Genomic DNA, 541 nt, shown 5'->3' on the forward strand with positions numbered 1-541 from the left:
CGGTTTGGTGGCGAAAGCGGCCGAGGCCGGGATCGCCGCCCGTGCGCAGCGTTCCCGGTCGGCCAGCCAGGACTTGGGCAGATACAACTCCCGGTCGATCAACGCCCTTCCCCGTGGTGAGGCGTAGGCGACGAACACGCCGATCTGGCAGTTCTCGATCCGGCCGGCCGTACCCGAGTACTGCCGTTGCACTCCGGCCGAACGGTCGCCCTTTTTGACGAACCCGGTCTCATCGACGATCAGCACCCCGTCGGCGTCGCCGAGTTTCTCCACCACATAGGCCCGCAGGTCGTCGCGCACCTCGTCGGCGTCCCAGGCATAGGAGTTCAGCAAGCGCTGCATGCCTTCCGGGCCGTTGTCGCCTGCCGCCTCGGCCAGCTGCCAGCCGTTCTTGCGCTCGACCGGCGCCAGCAGCCCGATCAGGTACGCCCGCGCCCGCCGCCTGGGCTCTACGCGCCCGAACCGGCCTGCTACCCGCGCGAACAGGTCATCCAAGCCTGTCATCCACGTCTGAAGATCCTCAGCGGTAACCGCACTCGAC

General features: G+C 68.0%; 1 protein-coding gene. It reads right to left on the reverse strand.

The features are described from left to right. On the reverse strand, positions 1-504 hold a 504-nt coding region (locus ACFOYY_RS42495; protein ID WP_386197203.1), incomplete at its 3' end, for an IS701 family transposase. Between the last annotated feature and the right edge of the window lie 37 nt (positions 505-541).

It is taken from the genome of Streptosporangium jomthongense (genome assembly GCF_042650425.1).
Taxonomy (GTDB): domain Bacteria; phylum Actinomycetota; class Actinomycetes; order Streptosporangiales; family Streptosporangiaceae; genus Streptosporangium.